This window comes from Streptomyces sp. NPDC041108, assembly GCF_055592645.1.
Window position 1 is genome coordinate 300,594 of the sequence record NZ_JBVIYK010000001.1, and the last position, 24,062, is coordinate 324,655.

A 24,062-nucleotide genomic window follows, 5' to 3' on the forward strand; every position below is an offset into this window, starting at 1 on the left:
CGGAGGCCGGGGCACCGGGGCGCCGTGGCCCGGTCAGAGCGTGCCTGACGTGGCCTTCTCCAGTTCCGGAACGGTCATGCGCACCGGTTCCGTGCCGGTCGTGCTGTGGCGGGAGGCCCAGTTCTCCAGGGCCGTGCGGCAGGCGTGGTCGAGGTGGTGGAGTCCGGTGAGGTGGAGCTCCACCGGACGGTCCTGGGGGAGGGACTCCAGGTTGTCGAGGATCTTCGGCAGACGCAGGAAGGTCGCGTTGCCGGAGAGGTACGCCTGGACGGGGCCGGCGCCCTTGTCGATGACCTCCAGCTTGATGTGCGAGGCCTCCCAGGCGGTCTTGGCCACGGAGAGGGCCAGACCGATCAGCACGCCCTCGAACATGTTGACCGCGACGATCGCCACCGCCGTGGCCACCAGGATCAGGGCCTCGCCCCGGTGGGTGCGCCACAGGGAGACGACCCCGCGGAAGGGGATCAGCTTGAAGCCCGCGTGGACCAGGATGCCGGCCAGGGCGGGGAGCGGGATCAGGGCGAGGGCGCCCGGCAGCAGGGCCGCGAACAGCAGCAGCCAGACACCGTGCATGACCCGGGACGCCTTCGTCCGCGCACCGGCCTGGAGATTGGCGGAGCTGCGCACGATCACGGCCGTCATCGGCAGCGCGCCCAGCAGACCGCACACGGTGTTGCCCGCGCCCTGGGCCATCAGCTCCTTGTCGTACTCGGTGCGCGGACCGTCGTGCATCCGGTCCACGGCCGCCGCGCTGAACAGGCTCTCGGCGGAGGCGATGAGGGTGAAGGCGAGGATCGTGCCGAGGATCGCCACGTCCGCCAGCTGGCCGAAGGCGTCGAGGCCCGGGGGCTGGATGGCGTCCAGCAGGCCCTTCACCTCGACGTTCGCCACCGGCAGGCTGAAGGCCAGGGTGGCGAGCGTGGCCAGCAGGACCGCGGCGAGGGCGCCGGGCACCAGCTGGGCCTTCTTCGGCAGCCGCTTCCACAGCACCAGCACGGCGACGGTGCCCGCGCCGATCGCCAGCGAGGCGAGCGCGGTGGTGCTGCCCAGAGCCTCGACGAAGGCGCCGGGCAGGCCCGCGATCTTGTCGATGCCGGAGGCGGGAGCCTTCAGACCGGCCGCCGCGTAGAGCTGACCGGCGATGATCACGAGCCCGATGCCGGCGAGCATGCCCTCGACCACGGAGACGGATATCGCGCGGAACCAGCGGCCCAGCTTCAGCGCGCCCATGGCGAGCTGGAGCAGACCGGCGGCGAGCACGATCACCCCGAGGGCGGGCAGCCCGAACTGGCGCACCGCCTCGAAGACCAGCACGGTCAGACCGGCCGCCGGGCCGGAGACCTGGAGGCTGCTGCCGGGCATCAGACCGGCGACGAGACCGCCCACGATGCCGGTGACCAGGCCGAGTTCGGCCGGGACACCGGAGGCGACGGCGACGCCCACGCACAGCGGGAGGGCGACCAGGAACACGACGAGCGAGGCGCCGAGGTCCTGTCGCAGATGGGGGAACCTGGATATCAGAGAGGACGGGGACGATGCGGAAGACATGGAGGTCCTGGAAGTCTCGGAGGTCTGGTCGGTCGTCTCGGACACCTGGCCGTCGCTCACAGGGTCTCGAACCGGTCGGTGTCCGCGCGGTGTTCGCGCACGGCACCGGTGTGGACCTCGTAGTACCAGCCGCGCAGCCGCAGTCGGCCGTCGGCGAGGCGCTTCTCCACGCACGGGTAGGAGCGCAGGCGCAGCAGCTGGCTGAGGACGTGGTTCTGCACACCGTCGGCGACGGCCGGATCCTCGACGGCCCCCTCGGGGCGCGGGGTGGCGTGGGTCAGCCAGTCGCGGACGGCCGGTACGGCGTCCAGGTCGTCGCCGCGCACCAGGGCGCCGACGGCCCCGCAGTGCGAGTGTCCGCAGACCACGATGTCGGTGACGCCGAGGACCTCCACGGCGTACTCGATGGTGGCCGTCTCGCCGGTGGGGCGGTCGGGGGCGTACGGGGGGACGATGTTGCCGGCGGTGCGCAGCTCGAAGAGCTCGCCGGGGCGGGCGCCCGTGATCAGGGCCGGGACGACCCGCGAGTCGGAGCAGGTGATGAACAGGACCTCGGGGGACTGGCCTTCGGCCAGCCTGGCGAACTCCTCAGGGCGCTGTCCGAAGGTACGGGCGTTGTCGATGAGGGGCTGCATGATGTGGTGACTCCTCCTGGCGCGCCTCGGTGGCGCGTCGGGCTTGCACGGCAAGGTGTGGGGGGAACGAAGCTGACGTGGCTCAGCAGCGGAAGACCTGGAGAGCGGCCGGGGTGTGGGCCGTGCGGGATCTCGCCGCCCGGTGGTGCCGGGGCGAGGGGTGTTCGGATCGGCTCGTGGCCGCCGGGTCCTCCTCCCGCGACGGACGCGCGGGGGCCCCGGGAACGGTGTGCGGTGCCGCGCGATGCCGGTCGCGGGTGCGGAGCGGACCGGTCGGGTCCTGAGCGGGTGCGCATGTGCGGTGGGTGGCCGCCTTGTCACGCACCGGCTTCGCGGCGGGAGTGTTTCCGGGCTCGGCTTTGGCCTTGACGTGACCAGGCGTGTGCGCGGCTGCGAAGGAAGCCGCGGGAGCGAAGAACGTGAGGGTGAGCAGGACGGCGGCTAGGGCCGAAAGGACGGTCCGGGTCGTCGTACCACGCAATAGGGGCCTCCTCCCTGGCGGTTCTTCGTGTCTCCCACGCGTCGACAGTTGCCCGACTTGGTCAACCATTGGTCAACCGCTGGTCAAGAAACACGTTAACCCTGCAAAGTTGTTTGCAGGGTTAACTTAACGTTGCGAGCTGAAGAGAGCCTGAAAAGCGAGGGCGGGTTGGCCGGAATCCACCCTTGACCTGGGGGAGTTCGTCAGGGGCGGCGTGCGATCGGTGCTGGTGGGGTCAGTGCTCCACGAGCCGCTTCGCGTCGCGCGCGAGGGCGGTGAGGCGGGAGATGGCGCGGAAGTACTTCTTCCGGTAGCCGCCGTTCAGCATCTCCTCGCTGAACAGCCGGTCGAAGGGCAGCCCCGAGGCGAGCACGGGCACCTCGCGGTCGTACAGCCGGTCGGCGAGCACCACGAGACGCAGGGCCGTGGACTGGTCCGGGACCGGCTGGACGTCGGTCAGGCAGACCGCTTCCAGGCCGTCCGTGAGGGCGCCGTACCGGCTGGGGTGAACGCGCGCGAGGTGGCCCAGCAGATGCGGGAAGTCGTCGAGCGAGGCGCCCTCGGTGGCGTACGCCGCCTTGGTGACCTCCTCGTCGGAGTACGGCTTCGGGGCCTCGGGCAGACCGCGGTGGCGGTAGTCCTCGCCGTCGATGCGCAGCGAGCGGAAGTGGGCCGACAGACCCTGGATCTCGCGCAGGAAGTCGGCCGACGCGAACCGGCCCTCACCGAGCTTGCCCGGCAGCGTGTTCGAGGTGGCGGCCAGGGCCACGCCCGCGTCGACCAGCTTGCCGAGCAGGGTCGACACCAGGACGGTGTCGCCCGGGTCGTCCAGCTCGAACTCGTCGATGCACAGCAGGCGGTGCCCGGAGAGCGTCTGGACCGTCTTCTGGAAACCGAGGGCGCCGACCAGGTTCGTCAGCTCCACGAAGGTGCCGAAGGCCTTGAGGGAGGGTTCGGCCGGGGTGGCGTGCCAGAGGGAGGCGAGCAGGTGGGTCTTGCCGACGCCGTAACCGCCGTCCAGGTAGACACCGCGGGGGCCGGCCGGGACCTTGGGGGCCTTCGCCCTGCCGAAGCCGAGGAAGCCGCGCCTGCCCGCGCCGGTGGCGTGCGCCCCGCCGAGACCCGCCGCGAAGCCGCTCAGGACGCGGACGGCCTCGGTCTGGCTGGGCTGGTTCGGGTCCGGGAGGTAGGTGTCGAAGCGGACCGCGTCGAAGCGGGGCGGCGGCACCATCTCGGCGACGAGCCGGTCCGCGGGGACGTGGGGCTCGCGGGTGCACAGGGACGAGGGAGCCGCTCCGGGTATCGGGCCGATTCCGGACACGGTGGCTGAGGACGACGACACGGTTACCGAGTCTAAGGGTCGTGCCAGACTGCACGACATGCGACGCCTGTTCCCTGTGACCGAAGAGACAGCGGCCCCGACACGCGATGGGGCCGGTGGTGCGAAGGCGACCGAGGTTCGAACGTCCGGCTCCGTCGACCGGGAGTGGAGTCTCGACGAGCTGGCCGCCGCGTACGCCTATCCCGAACCGGCGCCGGGCGGGCGGAAGCCGTGGCTGCGCGTCAACATGGTGTCCACGCTCGACGGCGCCGCCCAGCACGACGGCCGGTCGCAGCCGATCTCCAGCGACGCCGACATGCGGATCTTCGGCACCCTGCGGGGGCTCGCGGACGTGGTGGTCGTCGGCGCGGAGACCGTACGTCAGGAGGGGTACCGTCCGGCCCGGGCGCGCGAGGCGTTCGCCGAGGCGCGCCGGGCGGCCGGGCAGACACCCGCCCCGGCCGTCGCCGTGGTGAGCGCGAGCCTGGACCTGGACTTCTCGCTGCCGCTGTTCAGCTCGCCCTCGGTCCCCACCCTCCTGCTGACCGGTGCCGCCGCGCCCCCCGACCGGGTCGCGGCCGCCGAGAAGGCCGGAGTCCGGGTCCTGGTGGCCGGGGACGGTGCGGGGGTCGACCCCGCGCGGGCCGTACGGGCCCTCGCCGGCCTGGGGCTGACCCGCCTGCTCAGCGAGGGCGGGCCCCGGCTGCTGGGGCAGCTCATCGCCTCCGACGTCCTCGACGAACTGTGCCTGACCGTGTCGCCGATGCTCACGGCCGGGGACGCCCAGCGGATCGCCGGAGGCCCCTCCGTAGCGGTGCCCACGCGCTTCGCGCTCGCCTCGCTGCTGGAGGAGGGCGGGTTCCTGTTCGGTCGTTACCGTCGCACGTGAAAGCGGGCGGAATCTTCCGTTCCGTTTGGCGTTCGCCGGGCACACTAGAACCCTGAGGAGTGAGGGCCCGCGGGGCCCTCCGATTAGAAGGGCGCCTGTGGTGTCGTTCACCAGCGTATTGATGATCGAGAAGGCTCTGACCTCGGCGGACGTGGAGTTCGTCACGACCCTGCACGGCGACGAGCGTGCCTTCTTCCATGTGCTGCTCCAGCCCCGGGGCAATCAGGCCGACCGGCTGCTGCGAGCCATCGACGACCTCGCCCTCGGAGAACTCGACGAGGCGGCGCGGGAGGGGGAGACGCCGGAGGGGGAGCAGGCGCTCGACGCCGGGGAGCGGGCCCTGGAGGTGTCGTTGCAGGCGCTGCGGGCGGCCGGGAGTGCGGCCGAGGGGCGGCTGATCGAGGATCACCCGCTGGACGCGCTGAAGTCGCTGGTGGAGGAGGTGCGCGCGGACGAGGTGCTGGTGCTGACCGATCCGCACTACGTGGAGGAGTTCTTCCACCGGGACTGGGCGTCGCGGGCCCGGCACAAGGTGGGGGTGCCGGTGCTGAAGCTGTTCTCGCACGCCCGGGCGTAGGAACGCGGGCGCCGTGGGCGCGGGCGCGCGGCTCCCGCCCCACGGCCCAGGGGGACCCGGTTGCGCAGGCAATAGGGTGGGGGTGCGCCCGCTGTGGGGCGTGGATCGTCTTCGTACCGTCGCTTGGAGAACACGCATGGCTCCCGGACTGCCCACCGCCATGGAACGGCCGCACTTCATCGGGATCGGCGGGGCCGGGATGTCGGGGATCGCGAAGATCCTCGCGCAGCGGGGGGCCGAGGTGGCCGGGAGCGACGCCAAGGAGTCGGAGACGGCCGAGGCGTTGCGGGCGCTCGGGGCGACCGTGCACATCGGGCACGCGGCGGACCACCTCGCGGACGACGCCACGTGCGTCGTCGTGTCGTCGGCGATCCGGGCCGACAACCCCGAGCTGGCCCGCGCCGCCGAGCTGGGGATCCCCGTGGTCCACCGGTCGGACGCGCTCGCCCGGCTGATGGACGGTCTGCGGCCGATCGCCGTGGCCGGCACGCACGGCAAGACCACCACGACGTCCATGCTGGCGGTCTCGCTGGGCGAGCTGGGGCTGAAGCCGTCGTACGCCATCGGCGGCGACCTCGACGTACCCGGGTCCAACGCGCTGCACGGGGACGGGGAGATCTTCGTCGCCGAGGCGGACGAGAGCGACCGGAGCTTCCACAAGTACGCGCCCGAGGTGGCGATCGTCCTCAACGTCGAGCTGGACCATCACGCCAACTACGCCTCCATGGACGAGATCTACGAGTCCTTCGAGACGTTCGCGGGCCGGATCGTGCCCGGCGGCACCCTGGTGATCTCGGCCGACCACGAGGGCGCGCGGGAGCTGACCTCCCGGCTGTCCGGAGTGCGCGTCGTGACGTACGGCGAGCGCGAGGACGCCGACGTGCGGGTGCTGTCGGTCGTCGCCCAGGGGCTGAAGAGCGAGGTCACGGTCCTGCTGGACGGCCAGGAGATCACCTTCGCCGTGTCCGTGCCGGGACGGCACTACGCGCACAACGCCGTGGCCGCGCTGGCGGCGGGCGTCGCCCTCGGGGTGCCGGCGGCCGAGCTGGCGCCCGCCCTGGCGGCGTACACCGGCGTGAAGCGGCGCCTGCAGCTCAAGGGCGAGGCGCGGGGCGTCCAGGTGATCGACTCCTACGCCCACCACCCGACCGAGATGACCGCCGACCTGGAGGCCATGCGGGCGGCCGCCGGGGACGCGCGGATCCTGGTGGTCTTCCAGCCGCACCTGTTCTCCCGCACCCAGGAGCTGGGCACCGAGATGGGGCAGTCCCTGGCGCTGGCGGACGCCTCGGTCGTCCTCGACATCTACCCGGCCCGCGAGGACCCGATCCCCGGGGTCACCAGCGAACTGATCATCGGGGCGGCGCGGAGCGCGGGCGCGGACGTGACGGCCCTGCACGACAAGGCGGAGGTGCCCGGCACGATCGCGGGAATGGCGAAGCCGGGTGATCTCGTTCTCACCATGGGCGCGGGTGACGTGACGGACCTGGGCCCGAAGATCCTGGACCGACTCTCCGATTGAGGGGCTGAGACGCATGTCGTACGACGTCGAGAAGCCGGACGAGCAGTGGCGCGCGGAACTGACGCCGGCCGAGTACGCCGTGCTCCGACAGGCCGGCACGGAGCCCGCGTTCGTCGGTGAGTACACCGACACCAAGACCAAGGGCGTCTACTCCTGTCGCGCCTGCGGGGCCGAACTCTTCACCTCCGACACGAAGTTCGAGTCGCACTGCGGCTGGCCGTCCTTCTACGACCCGAAGGACACCGACGCGGTGGAGCTGCTGTCCGACCGGTCGCACGGCATGGTCCGCACCGAGGTGCGGTGCGCCCGGTGCGGTTCGCACCTCGGGCACGTCTTCGAGGGCGAGGGGTACGCCACCCCGACCGACCAGCGGTACTGCATCAACAGCATCTCCCTGACGCTGACCGCCGACGAGAGCTGACACGGTCGCCGGCCGTTCGCCGTTCGGCCGCCGGTGGAGAGAGCCTGTCCGCAGGCCCTCTCCACCGGCTCCGGAGCCGCGGGTACGCCGACCGGGTGCCGGGTGGTTCAGCCGCCGTGCAGGGCCGTGCGCAGCGTGCCCGTGGCCAGGGTGATCGCGGCCTCGGCGGCATGTGTTCCGCGCAGGGCGTCGAGCATGACGAAGTCGTGGATGACGCCCTGGAAGCGCACGGCGGTCACCGCCACGCCCGCCTCGCGCAGCTTGTTGGCGTACGCCTCGCCCTCGTCGCGCAGGACGTCGGCCTCGCCGGTGACGACCAGGGCCGGGGGCAGGTCCCTGAGCTGTTCGACGCTCGCCCGCAGCGGGGAGGCGGTGATCTGGGCGCGCTCGGCCTCGTCGGTCGTGTACTGGTCCCAGAACCACCGCATGCCGTCGCGGCGCAGGAAGTAGCCGGTCGCGAACTGGTGGTAGGAGGCGGTGTCGAAACCCGCGTCCGTCACCGGGTAGAACAGCACCTGCCGGACCAGCGGCACGTCACCGCGCTGCTTGGCCATGAGGGTCAGCGCGGCGGCCATGTTGCCGCCGACCGAGTCCCCGGCGACGGCCAGCCGGCTGCCGTCCAGGTCCTTGGACGCGCCCTGCTCGACGACCCACTTCGCGACCGTGTAGTTCTGCTCGATCGCGACCGGGTAGCGGGCCTCGGGGGAGAGGTCGTACTCGGGGAAGACCACGGCGGCGTTCGCTCCGACGGCCAGTTCGCGCACCAGACGGTCGTGGGTGTGCGCGTTGCCGAACACCCAGCCCGCGCCGTGGATGTAGAGAACCACCGGCAGGACGCCCTCGGCACCGGCGGGCCGCACGATCCGCGCCCGCACACTGCCCGTCGGACCGCCCGAGACGGTGACCCACTCCTCGTCGATCTCCGGTTTCGCGATCTCGCCGGACTGCACCTCGTCGACCGCCTTCCGGCCCTCGGCGGGCGGCAGTTCGAAGAGGAAGGGCGGGTTGGCGGTGGCCTCCGCGAACGCGGCGGCCGCCGGCTCCAGGACCGGACGGGTCGGATCGAAGGTGTCGGACATGTGGATCTCCTGGTCTGGTGCGGTGCGTCTGCAGGTGGGTGGTGCGGTGTGGTGCGTCTGACGAGGGAGGCGCGTGGTGTTCGGGCGCGGTGCTTCGTCCGCGTCCGGCGCCTGCTCCGGCCGGCAGGCTAGAAGCGGAAGGCCGTGGGGAGTCGTCCGCCGGCGCACCGGAGTCGGTCCGAGAGCGCACTGACCGGGAGCACCACCGCGTGTCAGATCCGTCCGCCGGGGCGTCCCGCCGTGTCCCGCCACTCGCTCGGCGACATGCCGTACGCCGCCCGGAACACCCGGCTGAAGTGGGTGGCGCTCAGGAAGCCCCAGCGGCCGGCGACCGAGGCGATGGTGCGGCGGTTGCGCAGGCCGTGCACCAGGTCGCGGCGGCACTCCTCCAGGCGGCGGCGCTGGATCCAGCGGCCCACGGTCGTGCCCTCGTCCCGGAAGAGCTTGTGCAGATAGCGCACCGAGATGTGGTGGGCCCCGGCGATCACCTCGGGCGACAGGTCCGCGTCGGCGAGGTGCTCGTCGATGAACCGCACGACACGCGCCACCATCGGCGACCGGTCGCCCGGTGTGTCCGACACCTCCCGCCCCGACCGCTCCGTGGCGAGGGTGGCCAGCAGGTTCACGGCGTTCCGGGCGAGCATCTCGGCGACCGGGGGATCGGCGGAGACCGTGTCGGCCAGCTCGGACAGGAACGGCGACAGCAGCGTCCCCAGACGGGAGGTCCGGGCGACCGGGGCCGCCACGACGTGCCGCAGATCGCCGTCCTCCAGCCCCAGTTCCTCGCGCGGGACGAGGAACACCTTCAGCCGGCAGTGCTCGGGCAGATCCGGCGACGGCGGGTGGCCGGCGTCGTAGAAGCAGATGTCACCCGGCCGGAGGTGGACGTCCGGTATCCGCCCGGCGAGCGGCGCACCGGTCCCGCCCACCCCCACCAGCAGATACGTGCCACCGGTCCGCCCGGTCAGCCGGTACGCGTCCGCCCCGGGCCGGCCGCCCCCGGGCAACGCCCCGGCCGCCCCGTCGAGGACGGAGACACGGAGGCCCGCCGTCTCCACGAAGCCGGTGTCCGACCTGGTCATCTCTCTTCTCCTCCGCGGCAGTTCGAGCACGGCGTCAGCCACTGCACTCGGAGCGTAGGAAGGGAGATGTGAAAAAAGAGTGACCGTGAAGTGACGGCGGCCGCTACGGGGAGTCCGGGCCTGAGCCATGGGCGTGGGCGGCGGCCAGTTCGGCGGCGTAGACGCGCAGCAGCTCGTGCTGGGCGTAGCGGCCGGGCGCGCGCTCGGTGACGAGGTGGGCGTCGGCGAGGCCGTCGAGCAGGAGCCGGGCGCGGCGGACCGTGATCCCGGCCAGCGCGGCGGCCGCGCCGGGGGTCAGACCGGGCCCCGGGTGCCGGGCCAGCAGCCGGAACAACCGGGCGCTCTCCGGCTGCAGCCGACGGTAGGACCGGGCGAAGGCGGCGCGCAGGTCGGGTGATGCGCCGGGGTGCGGGCCGGGCTCCCGTCGGCCGGCGGCGGGGCCGGTGGGGGTGTCGGATCTCGACGGCGGGGCGGCGAAGGCGTCCAGGGTGTCCCGGGTGTGCCGGAGTTCGCTCGCGAGGGCCGTGAGCGGGACGTCCGGGTGGGCGGCTGCGCGGGTGGCGGCGATCGTCAGGGCCAGCGGCAGCCGGCCGCACCGGGTGACGATCTCGTCGGCCGCCCCGGGGTCGGCGGCCGGCCGGGCGTGACCGGTGTGCGCCGCCAGCATCGCGCGCGCGTCCGCCGCCGACGGCAGGTCCAGGCGCAGCGGATGGGTGCCCGAAGCGATCAGACCGGCCAGCCCGTGGCGACTGGTGACCAGGGTCAGACAGCCGGGCGAGGCCGGCAGCAGCGGCCGTACCTGCTCGGTGTCCGCCGCGTCGTCCAGCACCACCAGCAGCCGCCGGCCGGCCAGCAGACTCCGGTACAGCCCGGCCAGGGAGTCCGTGCGGTCCGGCATCCGGGCGGCGGGCACCCCGAGCGCGGTGAGCAGCGCGCGGAGCGCCGCCGCCGGGTCCAGCGGTGCCCGGACGGGGTCGAACCCGCGCAGCCCGACATCGAGCCGGCCGTCGGGGAAGCGTCCGGCCACCTCGTCGGCCCAGCACAGTGCGAGGGCCGTCTTCCCGATGCCGGGCATCCCGCTGATCAGCACGGACGCGGGTGCGTCCGCGGTGGTCCCGGTGGCGGGGGCGGCCTCGTCCGTGATCTCCGCCAGACGGCCGAGTTCGGCTCGCCGTCCGACGAACACCCGTGGCGCAAGCGGCGGTTGGGCGGTGCCGGTGGCAGGCTGGGAGGGTGCCCGACGGGGGGACGGCGGCGCGGGCGAGGAGACGCCCGGTTCTGCGTCCGTGCGGGCGGCGGCCGTGGCAGTCGGCGGGCCGGCTGCCGGTGTGCGTGTGGCGGGGCCCGGCGGCGCGGCCGGCCGGGCGGCCGCCGGGTCCGGACCCGTCGACGCCCGCGACCGGCTCGGTCCCCACTCCTGGCGGAGCACCCTGCCGTGCGCCGCGACGAGTTCCGCGCCGGGTGCCACTCCCAACTCCTCGGCCAGCAGCCGTCGTACGCGCTCGTACGCGGCCAGCGCCTCCGCCTGGAGGCCGGATGCGGCCAGTGCCATGACGAGCGCGGCCTGCAACGACTCGTCGAGCGGGTCGCGTTCGAGGGCCTGCCGCAGCCGGGGCAGCACCTGCTCGCTGCTCCCGCTCAGGAGCGCCGCGTCGGCGGCCATCCGTGCCGTGGCGGCCAACTCGCGTTCCACTTCGGCGAAGACGGCGTGCTCCCGTACGACGGCGGGCATCCCCATCCCCACCGGGCCCCGCCACTCGCTCAGCGCGTCCAGGAAGTGCCGGGACGCCACCTCCGAACGCCCGGTGGCCGCTGCCCGCTTGCCCCGTTTGGTGAGCGCGCGGAACCGCAGCAGATCGGCCTCGTCCTCGGCCGCCTCCAGCAGATAGCCCCCGGCGCGGCGCAGCAGCCGCCGTCCGGGTGCCCGGGGCGACAGCCCGGGTTCGAGCAGCCGCCGCAGCGAACCGGCGTACCGGCGCACCACGTTCCGCGCGCTGGCCGGTGCCCGCTGCGGCCACAGCACGTCCACGATCTCGCCCGCCGGCACCGGACGGCCGGCCCGGACCACCAGCAACGCCAGCAGGGCCCGCTGCTGGGGGAACCCGAGGTCGAGTTCCGTCCCGCCCCGGCGGACCCTGAGCGGCCCCAGCACCTCGAACCGCATCAACGCCCCCGCGGGACCCGGGCCGCCGGTCACCCGCATCGCTCGCTCGCGATCAGGTCCCGTACCCGGTCGGCGTCGGGGTGGCCGAGGGTGATGAGCAGGGTGAGGGCCTGCTGCCGGACCTCGTGGGCGGTGCGGTGGTCGCCCATCGCCGCGTGCGTGTCACCGATGTGGACGAGGGTGCAGGCCTCCAGGTACGGCACGCCCAGCTCCCGGTAGAGGGCGAGGGAGTGGCCGTAGCCGACGAGGGCGTTCGGGTGGCGGCCCTGGTGGTGGTGGGCGTACGCGAGGGTGTGCCACGTGGCGGCCTGGCCGTAGCGGTCGCCGAGCCCCTGGAGCAGGACCAGGGCCTCCTGGCAGTGGCGCAGGGCCTCCCGGTACTCGCCGAGCAGCGCGTGGTACCAGCCGACGGAGTTGAGGACACTGGCGTACGCGGCGTGGCTGCCCGCGCCGCGGAAAAGGTCCATCGCCAGCCGGTTGTGACGGAGGGCGCCGGGCAGATCGCCCTCCTGGTCCCGCGTCCAGCCGAGACTGCGATGGGTGTCCGCCAGGCCGATGTCGTCACCCAGGTCGGCGAAGATCCGCAGCGCACGATCGAGGCGGGGGCGGGCGACGCCGTGCAGACCGAGCCGGCTCTCGGCCCTGGCCAGCGCGCGCAGCCCCCTGGCCTCGTACACGGGATCGGCCAGCCGCAGGGCCGCGTCGAGGGCGATCCGCTGGATCGCCGCCCAGTCGTGCCAGTGGCCCCGGCGGTCGAGGAACGGCTCCAGCGACCAGGCGAGCAGACACGCCGACCGGTCGCGGCCGGACCGGGCCGCCGCTCCGACGACGGCGAGCAGCACCGGATACTCGGCGGTCAGCCAGGCCAGCGACTGCTCGTGGCCGACGAGCGGCTCGGCACGGACACCGGCGGGCAGCGGCCCCGGGGGCATCGGGTCGGCGTACGGGGCCAGGAGCGGTTCGGTGGCGTGCGCGGTGTGCAGGTAGTACGCGTACAGCCGCTCGACGGCCGCCTCGCGCCCGGCGTCGGGGACCCGGTCCTCCAGGAGTTCGGCCGCATGGGCGCGCAGCAGGTCGTGCAGGGCGTACCGGCCGGGGGCGGGCTCGCCCACCAGGTGGACGTCGGCCAGCTCGGCGAGGAGCGACCGTGTCCGGCGCACGGGCAGTCCGGCCAGTGCGGCCGTCGCGGACACGGAGAAGTCCGGCCCGGGGTGCAGGGCGAGCAGCGGGAAGAGGCGCGCCGCCTCGGCCGACACGGCATCCAGCGACCAGGAGAAGACCGCGCCCACGTTCGCGGAGGCGTCCGTCCGGCTGAACGCGTCCAGGCTGCCGTGCGCCGCGCGCAGCTCCGCCGCGATGGCCGACAGCGGGAAGTCGGGGTGGACGGCGGCCCGCGCGGCGACACAGGCCAGGGCCAGCGGAAGCCCGCCGCACCGTGCCGCGATCTCCGCCACCGCCCGCGACTCACCCGTGAGCCGCCGGGCACCCAGCCGGCGTTCGAGGAACACCCGTGCCTGTCCGGCGTCCAGCGGCCGCAACGCCAGCGTGTGCGCGCCGTGCGCGGACACCAGGCCCGACAGCTGGTCGCGGCTGGTGACGATGGTGAGGCAGCCGGGCGTGCCCGGCAGCAGGGGCCGCACCTGCTCGGTGTCCCGCGCGTTGTCGAGCAGCACCAGGAACCGGCGCCCGGCCAGCAGGCTGCGGTACAGCGCGGCCTGGGCGTCCACCCCGTGCGGCATCCGTTCGGGCGGTACGCCCAGTGCGTCGAGGAAGATCCGTACGGCTTCCCCCGCCCGCATCACGGCACCCGAGGGCGCGAACCCGCGGAGGTTGACGTAGAGCTGGCCGTCCGGGAAGCGGTCCGCGACGCGATGGGCCCAGTGCACGGCGAGCGTGGTCTTGCCGATGCCGGCCATCCCGCCGATGGCGCTGATCACGACGGTGCCGGCGGACGGCACGTCGCCGCCGGCGCCGGAGCCGGGACCGTCGAGGAGGGCCAGTGCCTGCTCCAGCTCGGCTCGGCGGCCGGTGAAGGCCGGCAGGTCGTGGGGGAGCTGGGCGGGCACGGCGGCGGCCGGAGCGCACGGCACCGGAGCGGCGGGGGGCGTGGCCGGGGCGTCGGCCTCCGCCAGGGCCTCCGCGTGGACTTGGGCTCGGGCCTCGGCTCGGGTCCCGGTTTCGGCTCCGGCTCCGGCTTCGGCTCCGCCTAGAGACCCGGTTCCGGCTTCGGCTCCGCCTAGGGTCCCGGCTTCGGCCTCGGCTCCGCCTAGGGTCCCGGCTTCGGCTTGGGCTTCGGCTCGGGTCCCGGCTTCGGAGGGGGCGGGCGCGGCCGTACCGGCGCCGCGTACGACCGCCGCGTGGGCCTCGCGGAGTTCCGCTCCGGGATCGATGCCCAGCTCGTCGGCGAGCCTCGCACGGGCGGCCCGGTAGGTGCCCAGCGCCTCCGCCTCGTGCCCGGCGGCGGCCAGCGTGAGCACGAGCCGGGCCAGCAGCGGTTCGTCCGAGGGGTCGTCGGCCGCGGCCTGCCGGAGCAGGGGCAGGACGGCGGCGGGGGCTCCGGCGCGCAGCGCCGCGTCGGCCGCGTCCCGCAGGGCCGCGGGCCGTTCACGGTCGACCGCCCGGAACCCGGCGCGCTCCCGCACCTCCTCGGACAGCCCCGCCGCGACGCGGGGCCCCCGCCACAGGCCGAGGGCCTCGGTGAGCAGCGCCACGACCCGGCCCGGCGACTCGCGGCCGTCGGCACCGAGGCGACGCGCCTCGTCCCGCAGCCGGCGGAACCGCAACAGGTCCAGGGAGTCGGCGTCGACCGCGAGCCGGTACCCGCCCGCGTCCCGCATCAGCCACCGGCCGGGCGCCCGGTTGGGCAGGCCCGGCTCCAACAGCCGTCGCAGCGTGCCCACATGACGTCTGATCACATTCACCGCGCTGTCCGGAGGACGGCGCCCCCACAACACGTCGACGATCTCGCCGACCGCCACGGGCTGCCCCGCCCGCACCAACAGCAGCGCCAGCAGCGCCCTTTCCTGTGGACGCCCCGCCGCCGGCTCCACCCCCGCCCGCTCCACCCGGACCGGCCCCAGAACCGCGAACCTCACCGGCTCCAGCGCCAATTGACCCTCCTGATATCTCGTATCTCGTATCTTCCCCGCGCCCCATGACGATACGTGACAGGCCGAATCGCCCAGAGTCACGTCCGCGTTGCCGTCGGTGGGCGGGCCGGACCCGGCCCCGTCTCCGGTGCGCCGCCCCGAAGGCCCACCGGCCACGGTGATACTGCTGTGCATCAGATGGATCTCCGGAAAGAAAGGGGTGCGGTCGGTGAACTCGGTACGGACAGAAGGCCGTTCGATCTCAGCGGGGGCGGCCGGATCCGCGGGGCGGCACGTGGTGATCGTCGGAGGCAGCCTCGCGGGGCTGCTCGCCGCGCGGGCCCTCGTCGGTCACGCGGAGCGGGTGACGATCGTGGAACGGGACCGTCTCCCGAAGGAGGACGCGCGGGGAGCGGCGTCGCGGCCGGGGGTGCCGCAGGGCCGCCATCCGCACGTCCTGCTGGAGGGCGGCCAGGTGGCCCTCGACGCGCTGCTGCCCGGGTTCATGGCCGAGCTGACGGCGGCGGGCGCGCCACGGGTCGGGATGCCGGCGGACATGGCGCAGTTCCAGAGCGGCCGCTGGTTCCGGCGGATGCCCGCCTCGACCCACATCCACACCGGGTCGCGGGCGCAGATCGAGGGGCTGGTGCGGCGCCGGGTCCTCGCCGAGCCGTCGGTCACCCTGATCGAGGGGACGGAGACGGTCGGCCTGACCGGGGACGCCGCGCGCGTGCGGGGCGTCCTGGTGCGCGAGCGCGGCGAGGGGGCCCGGGGCGAACAGCGGGAACTCGCCGCCGATCTGGTCATCGACGCCTCCGGCCGCGGTACGAAGGCGCCGCGATGGCTGGCGGCCCTCGGTGCGCAGGCCCCGCGCGAGGAGATCATCGACACGGGGCTCGCCTACGCCTCCCGCGTCTACCGCGACACCACCGGCACGCTCGGCGGCGGCCCGTCCGCCGGCACCCTCGGCCTCCATGTCGTCCCCGACCCCACGCAGCCGTACGGTGCCGTCGTCGTCCCCTTGGAGGACGGCACCCATCTGGCCACCTTCTCCGGCCTGCGCGGCGACGAACCGTCCACGGACGAGGAGGAGTTCGAGGGCTACGCCGAGCGGCTGCCGCACCCCGTGGTGCACCGCTGGATGCGCGACGCCGAGCCGCTGTCGCCCGTCTCCGGCTTCCGGCGCACCGCGAACGTACGGCGCCGCTACGACCTGCCGGGCCGCCGCCCCGCCGGCTTTCTGGCCACCGGCGACGCCCTGTGCACCTTCAACCCGATCTACGGGCAGGGCATGGCCGTCGCCGCGATGGGCGCCGTCGCCCTGCGCGACGCGCTGGCCGACCCGCGCCGTACGCCCACCACCCGCAGGGTGCAGCGGGCGCTGCTCGCGGCGTCGCGGCAGGCGTGGGACATCTCGGCCGGGGCGGACAAGAAGATGCCGGGGGCGATCGGCAACGCGGTCGCGGGCCGCCCCGCGGACCGCGTCGCCGGCTGGTACCTGCAGCGGGTGCGGGAGCGTGTCCCGGGCGACCCGGTGGTGGGCCGTGCCTTCCGCTCCGTCGTCTCCCTCAGCGAGCCGCTGGGCGCCCTGCTGGCTCCCGCGGTGGCGCGGGCGGTCCTCTTCGGGCCCGTCAAGGAGACGCCCGCCGAACCGCCGATGGCGCGGGAATGAGGTGAGGGCGCGAGGCGGGGAGAGAACGGTGCCTCCCGGCCCTTGACGCCGATGGAAAGCGCTTGCCACACTCGCGGCCCGCCACCTGAAGCACCTGCCGCCACACCGCCGTACGGTCCTGCGCCGTCGTGCAGCCGCGCCACTCCAGGTCACCGGCCCTTCGGGGAACCCCTCGACCACCGTACGGCCCGGTCGAATCGGGTTCGACGCGGGCCGCCGCCCGGGCCTCCGGCCGGTTCCGGCCGGGGCTCACCCGGGTCCCGGGCGAGTCCCGCCGCATCCCGGCCGGGTCCTGCGCGGGTCCGCGACGGAGTGCGCGGCGGACGGCGGACGGCTCGGCAGGCGCGCCGAACCCCTCACAGGAGAAGCCGAGATGGGACGCAGAGCCGCAGCCCGGACCGCCGACACCAGCACCCCCCACATCCGCGGCGCGGCGCCGGGCGACCCGGCCGCGGAAGCGGTCGACCGGTCCGCCCGCCCCGCCGCCCGCCGTACGCGAGCCCTCGTCACCGCCGCCTTCGCCTGCGCGCTGCTCACCGGCGCCGCCACGCTGACCGCTCCCGCGCGTCCCGCCGCGGAGCCGACGGCGGCCCCCGTCGCCGCCGAGGCGGGGACCGCGGCGGCGTGCGGAGAGGGCGCGTACCAGGCGGAGGCCGTGCTCAGCGGCGGTACCTGGACCGCCAGGCGCGGCAGCACGGTCACGTACACCGGAACCGACATGCGCGCGGCGATGCAGGCCGCCGTCAACAGCCTCACCGCCGGCCGGACATCGAAGGAGCGGGTCGTCGTGCGTGGCTCGGGGTCGATCGGCGCCGGCTCCCGCGTCTCACTGCCCAGCCACACCGTGCTCGACGTGTGCGGCACGATCGACGTCACCGGCACGGGCTCCGGCGACCAGGCGCCCGTCTACTCGCGCGGCACCCGGGACATCGAGGTCCAGCACCTCAACCTCACCGGCACCCCGCTGTACGGGATCTTCCTGCGCAACGTCCAGAACGTCGTCCTCGGCCGGCTCGACATGCGCCTCTCGCGCGGCCTCGGCGTCCGGATCGACAACCGGGGCGACACCAGCCAGTGGACCCGGAACGTCAGGATCGACAACGTGTACGTGTCCGGCGCGAGCAGCCACGCGGTCGAGACGTACGGCGTCGACGGACTCACCGTCGGCACGGTGACCGCCCGCAACGTGGGCGAGTCGGGGCTGCTCCTCAATCAGACGATCAACGCCACCGTCGCCAAGGTCGACGCGGACGGCGCGGGCACCGGCACCGGTTACGCGGCCTTCCGCATGGCCAACCGCAACGGCCGGGTGGGCAGTTCGTACCCGACCAACATCCGGGTCGGCGAGGTGATCGCGCGCGGCGGCGGACGCGGGGTCTTCTGCGTCTCCGAGAGCGGCGGCGCGGTGATCGACCGGATCAGCCTCACCGACACCGGCAACAACGCGATCCTGATCGAGAACTGCTACAACGTGAACCTCGCGGCCCAGAGCGGCACCGTCTCCGGCGGGGGCGGGATCCGGCTCGCGGCGCGCTCGGAGTTCGCCAACAACCGTGACATCACCGTCCAGAACCTGACGGTCACCAACTCCTCCCTCAGGGAGAGCCCCTGCGGCGAGAACACCACCTTCCGCAACAACCGCCTGGTCGGCAGCGCGCAGAACATCTGCTGACCGGCCCTCCGGCAGGGCGCGCCCGGCACCCGCTCCCGGGCGCGCCCGCTCTTTCCGCGCCGGTCACGTCCGGTGCTGCGCGGGGGCCGGCCACCGACCTCTCCCCGGCCCCGGGCGCGGGCTCGCCCTGCGCGACCCGCACGCACCCCCAGCGGCCCCCGTACCCCATCCGTCACTCCCGCACCGCCCCCGGCGCACAAGCCCGCGGGAGATCTTGACGGCGCTGATGTTACCGGTAACACTTCGAGGGTCCCAGTCACGGAGAGGCGGATCCCGGCGTGCCCGAAGCATCGACCGCGCAAGAGGTGAAGCCCGTCCGGCCGGCCTCGGAGAGCCGGGTCTTCAGCCCGGCCGCCGTGGTCGCGTCGTGCGGCGGATTCGTCCTCATCGGCGCGCTCCAGGCGCTCTACGGGCCCGCCATCCCGGCCTTCCGCGACGACTTCGCGCTGTCGCCCTCGGCCGCCGGGCTCGGGCTCAGCGCCCACTTCGTCGGCGGGGTCGCCGGCGTCCTGGTCTTCGACCGGCTGTACGGGCGGCTGGGCAACCGGCGGCTCCTCGGCTCCTCGTACCTGCTGATGGCCCTCGGCGCGGCGGGCTTCGCGCTCGCCCCGAACTGGCCCGCCGCCCTCGTCGCCGCCCTGCTCGCCGGACTCGGCTTCGGCGGCATCGACTACGGCCTCAACCAGCTCTTCGCCGTCGGCTTCGGCCATCGCTCCACCGCCATGCTGAACATCCTCAACGCCCACTTCGGCGTCGGCGCGATCCTCGGCCCCGCCCTGGTCGCCGCCGTCGGCGCCGAGCACTACCCGGCGCTCTTCCTCGCCTTCGCCGCCGCCAACCTGCCGCTGCTGCTGTGCCTGCGGGGCGTACGCGACCAGGTGCCCCAGCCGGCCCACGGCACGACCGCCGCGCCCGGCACGGCGGCGGGCGGCTCGCCCCTCTCCCGGAGCCTCGGCTCGGTGCTCACCGTGTTCGTCGCCCTCTACGTCCTGCACGTCGGCATCGAGGCCGGGGTCGGCGGCTGGGAGCCCACGCACCTGGAGGCGGTCGGATACGGTGCCGGGGCCGCCGCGACCGCCACCTCCGGCTACTGGCTGATGATGACGGCAGGCCGCTTCCTGGCCGCCCCCCTCGCCCTGCGCCACTCACCCCGGACGATCATCACCGTGTCCTGCGCCGGCATGACGGTCTGGCTGCTGCTGGCCTCGGTGCCCGCGCTCGCCCCGTACGCCTACGCCGGAGTCGGCCTGTTCATCGCACCGATCTTCCCCACCGGCCTGCCCTGGCTGAACGCGGCCGCACCCCGGGCCCGACGGGCCGGAGCGCTCGTCATCGCCGCCTCCATGATCGGCGGAGTGGCGGCCGGCCCGGCGCTCGGCAAGGCCATCGAGTGGTCCGGCGTGCGCGCGGTCCCGCTGCTGCTCGGCGCGGTGTCCGCCCTGTGCCTGCTGGCCACGCTGTGGCTGATCCGCGCCACCCGCTCCCCCTCGCCCTCGCTGCCGCCCTCGCCCTCGCCGTAGCCGGGCCGCGGGCGACCGCCCCGCCGCCCCCCACCCCGGGCCGCCGCCCGACCCGTACCCCGGACCGTCCCCGCACCCCCCGTACACCCCGCCGAAGGGAAACAGCCTTGAGCACGCCCGCTCTGACCACGTCGTCCGACGGTTTCCTCCTGAACGGTGAACCGTTCCGGATCGTCTCCGGCGCGATGCACTACTTCCGCATCCACCCCGACCTGTGGGCCGACCGGCTGCGCAAGGCCCGGCTGATGGGCCTCAACACCGTGGAGACGTACGTCCCCTGGAACCTCCACCAGCCCGACCCCGACAGCCCGCTCGTCCTCGACGGGCTGCTCGACCTGCCCCGCTATCTGAGCCTCGCCCGCGCCGAGGGCCTGCACGTCCTGCTGCGCCCCGGCCCGTACATCTGCGCCGAGTGGGACGGCGGCGGCCTGCCCTCCTGGCTGACCTCGGACCCCGGCATCCGGCTGCGCTCCAGCGACCCCCGCTTCACCGACGCCCTCGACCGCTACCTCGACGTCCTGCTGCCCCCGCTGCTGCCCCACATGGCGGCCGACGGCGGCCCCGTCATCGCCGTCCAGGTCGAGAACGAGTACGGGGCGTACGGCGAGGACACCGCGTACCTCAAGCACGTCCACCAGGCGCTGCGCGCACGGGGTGTCGAGGAACTGCTGTTCACCTGTGACCAGGCGGGCTCCGGCCACCACCTGGCCGCCGGCAGCCTGCCCGGTGTGCTGTCCACCGCCACCTTCGGCGGGAAGATCGACGAGTCCCTGGCGGCGCTGCGGGCGCACATGCCCGAAGGGCCCCTGATGTGCTCGGAGTTCTGGATCGGCTGGTTCGACCACTGGGGCGAGGAGCACCACGTCCGGGACGCGGAGAGCGCCGCCGCCGACCTCGACAAGCTGCTGGCCGCCGGCGCCTCCGTCAACATCTACATGTTCCACGGCGGCACCAACTTCGGCTTCACCAACGGCGCCAACCACGACCAGTGCTACGCCCCGATCGTCACCTCCTACGACTACGACGCCGCCCTCACCGAGTCCGGCGACCCGGGCCCCAAGTACCACGCCTTCCGCGAGGTCATCGCCCGCCACGCGCCGGTCCCCGAGGAGTCGGCCCCGGCGCCCGCCCCCAAACTCACGGGCATCACCGTGGAGTTGGACCGCCGGGCGCTCCTGCTGCCGTACGCGACCGGCCTCGCCGCCGCGGCGGAGCGCACCGAACACCCGCCGACCATGGAGGAGCTGGGGCAGCGCTCCGGCTACGCCCTCTACCGCACCACCCTCCCCGAGGCGGGTGACGGCCTGCTGCACTTCGACGGCGGGGTCGGCGACCGCGCCCAGGTCTTCGTGGACGGCGCCCCCGTCGGCGTACTGGAACGCGAACGGCACGACGAGACCCTGCCCCTGCGCGTCCCGCGCGCCGGCGCCACCCTCGACGTCCTGGTCGAGAACATGGGCGGCGTCAACTACGGCCCCCGCATCGGCGCCGCCAAGGGCCTGCTCGGCCCGGTCACCTTCAACGGCACCGCCCTGCACGGCTGGGACACCCACCGGCTCCCGCTGGCGGACCTGGCCACGGTGCCCTTCGCCCCGGCCGAGGCGGCCCCGGTCACCGTCCCCGCCTTCCACCGCGGCACCTTCGAGGTCGACACCCCCGCCGACACCTTCCTCTCGCTGCCCGGCTGGACCAAGGGCCAGGCATGGATCAACGGCTTCCACCTCGGCCGCTACTGGAACCGGGGCCCCCAGCGCACGCTGTACGTCCCGGGTCCCGTCCTGCGCCCCGGCGCCAACGACCTGGTCCTGCTGGAACTCAACGCCACGACCAGTTCCCGGGCCGAGTTCACCGACGTCCCCGACCTGGGTCCGGTGAAGCCCTGATGGAGCGGCCGCTCCGCGTGCGCCTGCCACGGCTGGACGACCCACCGCTGCGCGGGCACCTGCCCTTCGCCGACGCGCCGGGCGTGCCCGACCCCGTCGAGGTCACCAGCCGCTGGCTGACGCGGGGCGGCCGCCCGTGGTTCCCCGTCTCGGGAGAGTTCCACTTCTCCCGCTATCCGGCGGGGGAGTGGGAGGAGGAGCTGCTGAAGATGAAGGCGGGCGGGGTCACGGCCGTCGCCGCCTACGTCATCTGGATCCACCACGAGGAGGTCGAGGGCCGCGTCCGTTTCGACGGCGACCGTGACCTGCGGCGCTTCGCGGAACTCTGCGCCCGCCACGGCCTGGACCTGATCCCCCGCATCGGCCCCTGGGTGCACGCCGAGGTCCGCAACGGGGGCCTGCCGGACTGGGTGCTCGCCCGCACCGACGCCCCCCGGACCGACGACCCGGCCTACCTCGGCCCGGTACGTGCCTGGTACGCGGCGATCGCCGGGCAGTTGCGCGGCCTGGACCGCTCCCACGGCGGTCCGGTCGTCGCCCTCCAGATCGAGAACGAGCTGTACGACCAGCCGGGCCATCTGCTGACGCTGAAGCGGACGGCCCAGGAGGCCGGTCTGTCGGCCCCTCTGTGGACGTCGACGGCCTGGGGCGGGGTGCGGCTGCCGCCCGACGAACTCCTGCCCCTGTACGGCGGTTACCCCGAGACCTTCTGGACCGAGGCGGACGGCGGCTGGCCCGACACCTGCCGCAAGCACTTCTTCTTCACCCACGAGCGTGACGACGAGGGCATCGGCGCGGACCTCCGCCCGACGAGGGAGCACGGCCGTGACGGGACGGAGCCGGCGGGCCGGTTCCCCTGGGCCACCTGCGAGCTGGGCGGCGGCATGGCGGTGGCCTATCACCGCCGGCCACACGTCGACGCCGCCGACGTCGGTGCCCTCGCCCTCACCAAGATCGGCTCCGGCTCGGTCTGGCAGGGCTACTACATGTTCCACGGCGGCACCAACCCGCCGGGCGACCGCACCTCCCTCCAGGAGTCCCACGCCACCGGCTACCCCAACGACCTCCCCGTCCTCACCTACGACTTCCAGGCCCCCCTCGGCGAGTACGGCCAGTACCGCGCGTCCTACGACGAACTCCGCCTCCAGCACCTGCTGCTGGCCGACTTCGGCCCCCTCCTCGCCCCGATGGCCTCCGCCCTGCCCGAGCGGCTGCCGACGGGCCAGGACGACCGGGAGACCCTGCGCTGGGCGGTCCGCGGCGACGACCGGTCGGGCTTCCTCTTCGTCAACAACCACCAGCCGCACGAGCCGTTGCCGGACCACCCGGGGACGACGTTCACGGTGGAGTTCCCGGACGGACCCGAGGGGGCGCTGTCCCTGCCGAGCGAACCGGTCACCATCCCCCGAGGGGCCTGTTTCTGCTGGCCGTTGCGGCTGGAGGTCGCCGGGCTGCGGCTGGACTGGGCCACCGCGCAGCCCGTCTGCACGGTCGACGACGGACGCGGCCGCACGATCCTGGTCCTGGCCGCGACCGACGCAGTCGCCCCCGAACTCGCCCTGGACCTCTGTACGGTGACCACCCTCTGCGTGCCGTCCGGCGAGGTCACGACGGTGGGCGGCCGTGTCCTGGTGACCGGACTGCGGCCGGGCACGGACGCCCTGGTCGAGGTCGACACCGCCGACGGCGGCCGGGCCGGCCTCCTGGTCCTGGACGCGGCCACGGCCCGCACCGTGTACCGGGGCCGGGCCTGGGGCGCCGACCGGCTCGTCCTGTGCGGGTCCGGCGGCGGGGTGGTCTTCGACACCCACGCGGACGAGGTACGCCTCCACGGCCCGGCCCCGGAACCGTCGTTCGCCGTGCTGCCCGCCCCCGAGCGGGCGCCGGTGGTGCCCGGGGCGGTGCTGCAGGAGACGGCCGACGGGGTCTTCGTCCGCTACACGGTGGTGCCGGACGACGACGGGCGGCGCGGCGAGCTGCCCCTCACGCTGATCCGGCCTCCGGGCGAGGCACCTCCGGTCACGACGGGTGTGCTGGGGCGGGCGAGCGTGCCGGCCGACGAGCACTTCGACACGGTGGCCGCCGAGTACGTCGTCGAACTGCCGGACGACGTGCCGCCCGGCACCCTGCTCCGCGTCCACTGGACCGGCGACGTGGCCCGCGCCCATGTGGGCGGCCGTCTCGTCGCCGACCAGTTCTACTCGGGCCGGGTCTGGGAGATCGGCCTCGACCGGCTGCCCTCCGGGCCGGTGCGGTCGCAGGGCCTGCGACTGCGGGTGCTGCCGCTGCCCGCGGGGGCGCCGGTGCACGTACCGGGCTGGACGGGCGAGCGCGCCATCCCGGCGGCGATCACCCGAGCGGAGTGCACGACCCGACGAACCTGGCCGCTCCGTCCCGGCTGACCTCGTGGGGTGCGTGGCCTGGTGCGGGCGGGTGGGGGCTTCTCGCGCGGTTCCCCGCGCCCCTCAAAGCACCAGCCCCTGCTTTTCAGGGGGCGGGGAACCGCG

The 24,062-nt window shown here is 74.1% G+C and carries 17 protein-coding genes; 9 read left to right on the forward strand and 8 right to left on the reverse strand.

All coding sequences use genetic code 11. The features are described 5' to 3' along the window. Positions 1 to 33 precede the first annotated feature (33 nt). The 4 genes from ACZ6BB_RS01235 to zapE form a co-directional block, all read right to left on the reverse strand. Positions 34 to 1,548, reverse strand: a complete 1,515-nt coding sequence (locus ACZ6BB_RS01235) for a SulP family inorganic anion transporter (protein WP_471613256.1) — start codon at positions 1,546 to 1,548, stop codon at positions 34 to 36. 56 nt (positions 1,549 to 1,604) lie between these two features. Next, complete coding sequence (locus ACZ6BB_RS01240; protein ID WP_037724457.1) at positions 1,605 to 2,183, reverse strand: carbonic anhydrase; 579 nt, start codon at positions 2,181 to 2,183, stop codon at positions 1,605 to 1,607. 82 nt (positions 2,184 to 2,265) lie between these two features. Beyond that, complete coding sequence (locus tag ACZ6BB_RS01245; protein ID WP_471613257.1) at positions 2,266 to 2,664, reverse strand: hypothetical protein; 399 nt, start codon at positions 2,662 to 2,664, stop codon at positions 2,266 to 2,268. Between the two features lie 235 nt (positions 2,665 to 2,899). Beyond that, positions 2,900 to 4,045, reverse strand: coding sequence for a cell division protein ZapE (gene zapE, locus ACZ6BB_RS01250; RefSeq protein WP_471613258.1), 1,146 nt, complete (start codon positions 4,043 to 4,045; stop codon positions 2,900 to 2,902). On the opposite strand from zapE, the gene ACZ6BB_RS01255 reads away from it, so the two are divergent. The 4 genes from ACZ6BB_RS01255 (at position 4,044) to msrB (ending at position 7,394) form a co-directional block, all read left to right on the forward strand. Continuing rightward, entirely contained in the window at positions 4,044 to 4,874 is an 831-nt protein-coding gene (locus ACZ6BB_RS01255; RefSeq protein ID WP_471613259.1) for a pyrimidine reductase family protein, read from the forward strand. The two genes, zapE and ACZ6BB_RS01255, sit on opposite strands and share 2 nt — an antisense overlap. Before the next feature lie 121 nt (positions 4,875 to 4,995). Continuing rightward, positions 4,996 to 5,451, forward strand: coding sequence for an indole-3-glycerol phosphate synthase (locus ACZ6BB_RS01260; protein ID WP_471613260.1), 456 nt, complete (start codon positions 4,996 to 4,998; stop codon positions 5,449 to 5,451). A 136-nt stretch (positions 5,452 to 5,587) separates the two neighbouring features. After that, on the forward strand, positions 5,588 to 6,973 hold the full coding sequence (gene murC, locus ACZ6BB_RS01265; protein WP_471613261.1) for a UDP-N-acetylmuramate--L-alanine ligase: 1,386 nt from the start codon (positions 5,588 to 5,590) through the stop codon (positions 6,971 to 6,973). 13 nt (positions 6,974 to 6,986) lie between these two features. Continuing rightward, complete coding sequence (msrB, locus tag ACZ6BB_RS01270) at positions 6,987 to 7,394, forward strand: peptide-methionine (R)-S-oxide reductase MsrB (protein WP_012999892.1); 408 nt, start codon at positions 6,987 to 6,989, stop codon at positions 7,392 to 7,394. A 107-nt stretch (positions 7,395 to 7,501) separates the two neighbouring features. Here msrB and ACZ6BB_RS01275 read toward each other — a convergent pair whose 3' ends face one another. From ACZ6BB_RS01275 to ACZ6BB_RS01290, 4 genes are all read right to left on the reverse strand, one after another. Continuing rightward, on the reverse strand, positions 7,502 to 8,473 hold the full coding sequence (locus ACZ6BB_RS01275; protein ID WP_471613262.1) for an alpha/beta hydrolase: 972 nt from the start codon (positions 8,471 to 8,473) through the stop codon (positions 7,502 to 7,504). A gap of 212 nt (positions 8,474 to 8,685) precedes the next feature. Beyond that, a complete protein-coding gene (locus tag ACZ6BB_RS01280; RefSeq protein WP_471613263.1) occupies positions 8,686 to 9,555 on the reverse strand; it encodes a helix-turn-helix domain-containing protein in 870 nt (289 codons plus the stop codon). A gap of 103 nt (positions 9,556 to 9,658) precedes the next feature. Continuing rightward, positions 9,659 to 11,719, reverse strand: coding sequence for an AfsR/SARP family transcriptional regulator (locus ACZ6BB_RS01285; protein ID WP_471613264.1), 2,061 nt, complete (start codon positions 11,717 to 11,719; stop codon positions 9,659 to 9,661). Between the two features lie 29 nt (positions 11,720 to 11,748). Continuing rightward, the gene (locus ACZ6BB_RS01290) at positions 11,749 to 14,829 is read right to left on the reverse strand and encodes an AfsR/SARP family transcriptional regulator (RefSeq protein WP_471613265.1); all 3,081 of its coding nucleotides are present in this window, start codon (positions 14,827 to 14,829) and stop codon (positions 11,749 to 11,751) included. 274 nt (positions 14,830 to 15,103) lie between these two features. On the opposite strand from ACZ6BB_RS01290, the gene ACZ6BB_RS01295 reads away from it, so the two are divergent. From ACZ6BB_RS01295 to ACZ6BB_RS01315, 5 genes are all read left to right on the forward strand, one after another. Continuing rightward, entirely contained in the window at positions 15,104 to 16,480 is a 1,377-nt protein-coding gene (locus ACZ6BB_RS01295) for an FAD-dependent monooxygenase family protein (protein ID WP_471613266.1), read from the forward strand. A gap of 373 nt (positions 16,481 to 16,853) precedes the next feature. Continuing rightward, complete coding sequence (locus tag ACZ6BB_RS01300; RefSeq protein WP_471613267.1) at positions 16,854 to 18,152, forward strand: hypothetical protein; 1,299 nt, start codon at positions 16,854 to 16,856, stop codon at positions 18,150 to 18,152. 278 nt (positions 18,153 to 18,430) lie between these two features. Next, complete coding sequence (locus tag ACZ6BB_RS01305) at positions 18,431 to 19,672, forward strand: MFS transporter (protein ID WP_471613268.1); 1,242 nt, start codon at positions 18,431 to 18,433, stop codon at positions 19,670 to 19,672. Positions 19,673 to 19,779: 107 nt separating this feature from the next. Further along, positions 19,780 to 21,555, forward strand: a complete 1,776-nt coding sequence (locus ACZ6BB_RS01310) for a glycoside hydrolase family 35 protein (protein ID WP_471613269.1) — start codon at positions 19,780 to 19,782, stop codon at positions 21,553 to 21,555. Continuing rightward, the gene (locus tag ACZ6BB_RS01315) at positions 21,555 to 23,957 is read left to right on the forward strand and encodes a beta-galactosidase (RefSeq protein WP_471613270.1); all 2,403 of its coding nucleotides are present in this window, start codon (positions 21,555 to 21,557) and stop codon (positions 23,955 to 23,957) included. The genes ACZ6BB_RS01310 and ACZ6BB_RS01315 overlap by 1 nt, the downstream gene beginning before the upstream one ends. Positions 23,958 to 24,062: the final 105 nt, after the last annotated feature.